The following is a 4588-nucleotide window of genomic DNA, read 5'->3' as shown; positions in this document are numbered from 1 at the left end:
GGATGCCCAACCTCGACAAGGCTGGCGGCCAACAGACGCCCCATCAGCCCAGCCCCGAGGACAAGGATGGGATCCCGCTGCGCTGCCCAAGGCAAAGTGATCCCTACTGCTGACGCAGCAGCGGATGGGCCCGTCAGGCTGGCTGCCGGATTTGTCAGAGAAGAGGAGGGTGGAAGGGTTAAAGTGCCCCGCACCACTGGCACGATGGATTCCATACTGGATCCCATGATAGGCTTTCCAGCTCGGCGATGAATCTGCTCCCACCTGTGCCTGCATTTGTTGATGGAGTGCTGGGCCAAGCTTCGCTGGAACGCCTTTTCACTTGGAGCTTTTTGTTTGATCTCGCTGTTGGTCTCCGGGATCCGTCTGGGGGTGCCGGTGTTGCTGGCGGTGTTGGGGGAGGTGATCACGCAGTGTTCTGGCATTCTCAATTAAACCGGAATGAAACATTTCCCTCTAGCCCCCTTCTCCCTCTGAGAGAAGGAATGGGGGTGAGGGCAGTGGCGCGGAGCGTTTAGGGGGTGTCTCAATCTAGTTTGAAATGACTATAGTTCCCCTCTCCCTTGGTGGAAGAGGGGCTGGGGGCGAGGGGGGATCCCTTGGGCTGAGAAGCGCCAAGGGTGGAAGTCCGTCAGGCAGTGTAGTAGGCAGTGCCTTTATTGACGAAGTCCAGTGTGTAGGCAGCCCGGTAGTTGATGGTTGGCTCAAATACGCCGGCCACCGTCATGCTGTCGAAGAAGTCTTGCCAGCGTTTGTCGGTCATGGCGCCAATGCCTTTTTCCAACGCATCGCCGGACAAGATGATGCCGTACTCCTGCAATTTCTCGAAGCTGTAGGCCAACTGGGCATCGGTCATCTCCGGGTTGTCCTGCTTGATCAAGCGATAGGCCGGACGGGGATCCTCCAAGAAGCTGTACCAGCCTTTGATAGAGGCATCCACGAATCGCTCCACCAAGTCGGGCTTGGTTTCCACCAGTTGGCGACGGGTTTCGATGGTGGTGGCGTAGGGTTTGTAGCCCAAATCCGCCAGGAGGAAGACCACCGGCTCAAATCCCCCTTCCCGTTGGATGGCAAAAGGCTCGGATGTCAAATAGCCTTGCTGAGCTGAGCTGGGATCCGCCAAAAAGGGGCCGGGGTTGAAGTTGTAGGGACGAACCTGATCGTCGGTGAAGCCAAAGCGGGCCTTTAGGTAGGGCCAGTAGGTGGCAAGCCCCCCTTTCGAGACGAAAATGGGCCGGCCCTTGAGCTCTTCAAAGCGCTGGGTGCCAGGGTGGGCCATGATGATCTGCGGGTCTTTCTGGAAAATGGCTGCCACACACACCAAAGGGATCCCTTCTCGCACAGCATTGATCACCCCTGTGCTTCCTCCCATGGCAAACTCGGCAGCTCCACCGGCCAAAACTTGGGTGATGTTGATGCCGGGGCCACCCATCTTGATGGTTACATCCAGGCCATGCTCGCGGTAGATGCCGGTCGCCACCGCCTGATAGAAGCCGCCATGTTCCGCCTGAGCATACCAGTTGGTAGCATAGGAAACGCGATCCAGGCCGGATCCCTGAGCCACGATCAGGGTGGGAGAGGGTTTGCGCTGAGCTTGGGCGCCCCCTGCCGCCAGCAGACCGCCCCCAAGGGCTGCGGCTCCCACTTTGAGAAGCTGACGGCGGCTCAGAGCCTTGGTGTTCGAGTCAGAGGGTTGAGACGAAGCCATAATCCATTCTCCCTAAGCTAATCCTTGCAAGGTGTGAGGGGGCCAAAGATGCAGGTACAGCCTATTGAGGGGCTACGGATACGGTTGTAAACCTACTTGTTCTAAACCTCATCGGAGTCAAGCCTCAGAAACACGATGTTTTGTATCCCTTAAGTTTTGTATCCCTTAATTTGTGAACAGGCTGTAACTTGCGACACCCCATTAAGCCAGAAACCCTTGGGCAGAGCGGTATCTCCGGCTACCGGCACTTGCAGACGAGAGCCGTTGGCGTTCGGTTCCATCGGCGGGAGGCCAAGCTGCCCTGGGGCCAGCACCTCAGTTCGCAAATGGCAAGAGGAACAAAACCCGAAACCAGCCTTGCCCTGGTCTATCCCAAACCTGTAGCCACCGAACATGACCGGCGCTCGAAGTAACCTGCAGATCTCATTCTGCCGCAATCTTGCTGGGTCAAAGAGCCCCACCCCTTGAGCATTTGCCGGAGCTGTTGGCAATTTATCCCCGGTCGGGATGGAGTTGCGGCCAATTGGAGAGCTTGCTTTCTGCTAAGGCAACCCGCTATGCTACCGCCCAGATTGAGGCATTCTCCCGTGGCAAGTCAGCAGCTTCGTGTCTATGTCCCCCCTCACCCGCTCATTAAGCACTGGCTAACCGTGGCTCGGGATGCGGAGACGCCCATGCCCCTGTTTCGCACGGCCATGTCGGAGCTGGGCCGCTGGCTAACCTATGAGGCGATGCGGGAGTGGATCCCCACCCAAACCGTTCAGGTGCAAACCCCTTTGGAACCCGTTGCCGCAGAGGTCATCGCGCCGGATACCCTGCTGGGCATTGTGCCTGTATTGCGGGCTGGCTTGGCGATGCTGGAAGGCTGTCAGGCCCTTTTGCCCCAGGCGCGGATCTTTCACATTGGCATGGTGCGGGATGAGGAAACGCTGCAGGCCAGTTGCTACCTCAATCGCCTTCCAGAGCGGATCCCTGAACAGATGCGCATTCTCATTCCCGAGCCGATGTTGGCCACCGGGGGCACGCTGCTCTGGGTTTTGGATGAGCTAAAAAAACGGGGGGCGGATCCCAGCTTGGTTAGAATTGTCAGCGCATTGGCAGCGCCCCCAGGGTTACAGCGGTTGGGATCCCACTACCCGATGGTGCAAATCTTCTGCGCCATGATTGACGAGCGGCTGAACGATCGAGGGTTCATTTTGCCCGGGCTGGGGGATGCAGGGGATCGCGCCTTCGGCACAGAGAACTAGCCACTGACCCACTCAATCTGTCTGTCTTCTCTGCTGCTGGTTTTTGAGCCAAGATCTTCGGCGACACACGCATTCTGTAGTGCTCAATCGAGCTTTTACCACTTCTGGCGCACGGATTGCCCATTCACCCAGATGCTTTGAGGGAGAGCATTTGAGGCTAATCCCCCTCAGGTTGGTCAAGCTATTGGATCATAGGTACTGTAGGACGCTTCAGCCGGTCGTGCTGCTTGAAATTTTGACGGGGCCAGCGCCTTTCCCTTTCCTGCACCTATGCGACTTGTCCTTACCAGTTTAGATGGCAGCTTGCTGGATCTAGAGTTCAACAGCTATGGTGCTGCCCGACAAGCCTTGGCTGCCCTAGAGCGCCGCTCCATTCCCTTGGTGCTCTACAGCCTGCGCACCCGCGCTCAACTGGAACATGTGCGGCGGCAGTTGCGCCTGGAGCATCCGTTCATCTGTGAGGATGGCTCTGCCGTTTACGTTCCCGAGCATTACTTCCCGGCGGGCATCCTAGACGAGCAGTGGCAACACCGACCGCCCTACTACGTGTATGCTTTGGGTCTGCCCTATTCTCGCCTGCGCAGCATCCTGCAACAGGTGCGTCAAGAGTCCCACTTGGATTTGATCGGGTTTGGGGATTGGACTGCCTCTGAGCTGGCCGCTGCCACTGGGATCCCTTTGGAAGAGGCAGAGCGGGCGCAGCAGCGAGAGTACAGTGAGATTTTCAGCTATTCCGGGGATCCCGAAACCCTACGGGAAGCTTTTGCCCAGCAAGAAGCCAACCTCACCCAACATCTGCTGCGGGTGCGTCAGCTCCACTTCTCCAGCCTGCCGCAATGGTATCTGACCGGATGGATGCAGCCAACGATGGCCGCAGAACCCAATTGGTTACCGGGGGAACAGGCGGTGCGGCGGCTGCTGGATTGCTATCAACGGCATTTGGGCCCTATCAAGGCTTTGGGCATTGGTTGTTCCCCGCCAGATGTGGCCTTTTTGCGGTGGACGGAACAAAAAGTGGTGCTTCCCAGCCCCATTGCGGATAGCCTCTGGAGTGAGGCCCTGCCTCAATGGCAATTGGCTCAGCTCCCCGGCCCAGAGGGGTGGAATGAAGTGGTGTTGATGTGGTTGGAGGAAACAGATCATGGTGATGAATAGGCAGCAGATTGGTCGTCAGGCTGTACCCTTAGGCCTGAAAACGGTGGGGTGCCTGCTGAGCTTGGCGGTGGCCATGCCTGCCCACGCGCAACCGCCCATGACCCTACTGACAGGGGAGCCGACGGTCGCCCAACTGAAGGAAGACGGAGCTCGCTATCTGCAGATGGGCTTCCATACCTTGGCCATCAACGCCTACCGGAGCGCAATTGAACTGGAAGAAAAAACCTTGGTGCTGCCCAGCGAACGGGATCCCGATGTGCCTTTCAACCTCGGCTTGATCTACGCCCGTCAGGGCAAGCTGGCGGAGGCGCGCGCTGCCTTTCAACGCTCGGTAGAGGTGGATCCCAGTAGCTTTAAGGCCCGCTATCAACTGGCTTTGGTGGATCTCAAGCTGGGGAACCTGGCCGCAGCCAAAGAGCAGCTCACCCTTTTGGCCCATGCCGCCAGCAACCATCCGGAAACCCACAGCCATATTCAA

5 protein-coding genes are annotated in these 4588 nt (G+C 58.0%); 3 read left to right on the top strand and 2 right to left on the bottom strand.

The genetic code is table 11. From position 1 onward, the window contains the following. Together NW820_RS06015 and NW820_RS06010 are read right to left on the bottom strand one after the other, a co-directional pair. Positions 1-215: hypothetical protein (locus NW820_RS06015; RefSeq protein WP_414406970.1), on the bottom strand; the 215-nt coding region annotated here is incomplete at its 3' end. 416 nt (positions 216-631) lie between these two features. After that, positions 632-1708, bottom strand: coding sequence for an ABC transporter substrate-binding protein (locus NW820_RS06010; protein WP_414406969.1), 1077 nt, complete (start codon positions 1706-1708; stop codon positions 632-634). 557 nt (positions 1709-2265) lie between these two features. Here NW820_RS06010 and upp point away from each other — a divergent pair. From upp to NW820_RS05995, 3 genes are all read left to right on the top strand, one after another. Next, positions 2266-2955: a uracil phosphoribosyltransferase gene (gene upp / locus NW820_RS06005; RefSeq protein WP_011433955.1), complete on the top strand. Its 690-nt coding sequence runs from the start codon at positions 2266-2268 to the stop codon at positions 2953-2955. Between the two features lie 270 nt (positions 2956-3225). Next, the gene (locus NW820_RS06000) at positions 3226-4110 is read left to right on the top strand and encodes a hypothetical protein (protein WP_414350080.1); all 885 of its coding nucleotides are present in this window, start codon (positions 3226-3228) and stop codon (positions 4108-4110) included. Beyond that, a partial coding sequence (locus NW820_RS05995; RefSeq protein WP_414406968.1) for a tetratricopeptide repeat protein occupies positions 4097-4588 on the top strand: 492 nt, incomplete at its 3' end. The genes NW820_RS06000 and NW820_RS05995, both read left to right, overlap by 14 nt.

The sequence above is a fragment of the Synechococcus sp. R55.7 genome (genome assembly GCF_047461955.1).
Taxonomy (GTDB): Bacteria; Cyanobacteriota; Cyanobacteriia; order Thermostichales; family Thermostichaceae; genus Thermostichus.
Note: the sequence above shows the minus strand (reverse complement) of the source record. Positions and strands in the feature narration are given on the sequence as shown.